The sequence below is a fragment of the Chromohalobacter sp. HP20-39 genome (assembly GCF_033052815.1).
In the GTDB taxonomy this organism is placed as follows: domain Bacteria; phylum Pseudomonadota; class Gammaproteobacteria; order Pseudomonadales; family Halomonadaceae; genus Chromohalobacter.
The window spans coordinates 1-258 of sequence record NZ_JAWHTP010000849.1 but is presented as its reverse complement, the minus strand read 5'-3'; the positions used below and the strand labels follow the sequence as shown (position 1 = coordinate 258).

Annotated in this window: 1 protein-coding gene; it reads right to left on the bottom strand. The window is 67.4% G+C overall.

The genetic code is table 11. The features are described from left to right. Window positions 1–258 (bottom strand): transporter substrate-binding domain-containing protein (locus RVY79_RS20360; protein WP_317466403.1); only part of this gene is annotated, 258 nt, incomplete at both ends.

Sequence of the window (258 nt, the reverse complement as noted above, 5' to 3'; positions counted from 1 at the left end):
CCTTGCCCGACTGCAGCGCGGGGATCAGACCGTCGAAGTCCTGCTGCACCAGGGTGCACTGGGCCCGCATCTGCGCGCAATACGCCTGCACCAGCTCAATCTCGAAGCCCTTGAGCTTGCCATCGGCGCCGATCTCCGAGAACGGCGGATAGGCGCCCTCGACGCCGATGCGGATCGTCTTCCAGTCGGGCGGCTGGGCCCGCACGGGCGTGGCCAGCAGCAGTGCCACGGCCATCGCAAGGAGCAGCAGGTGTTTCA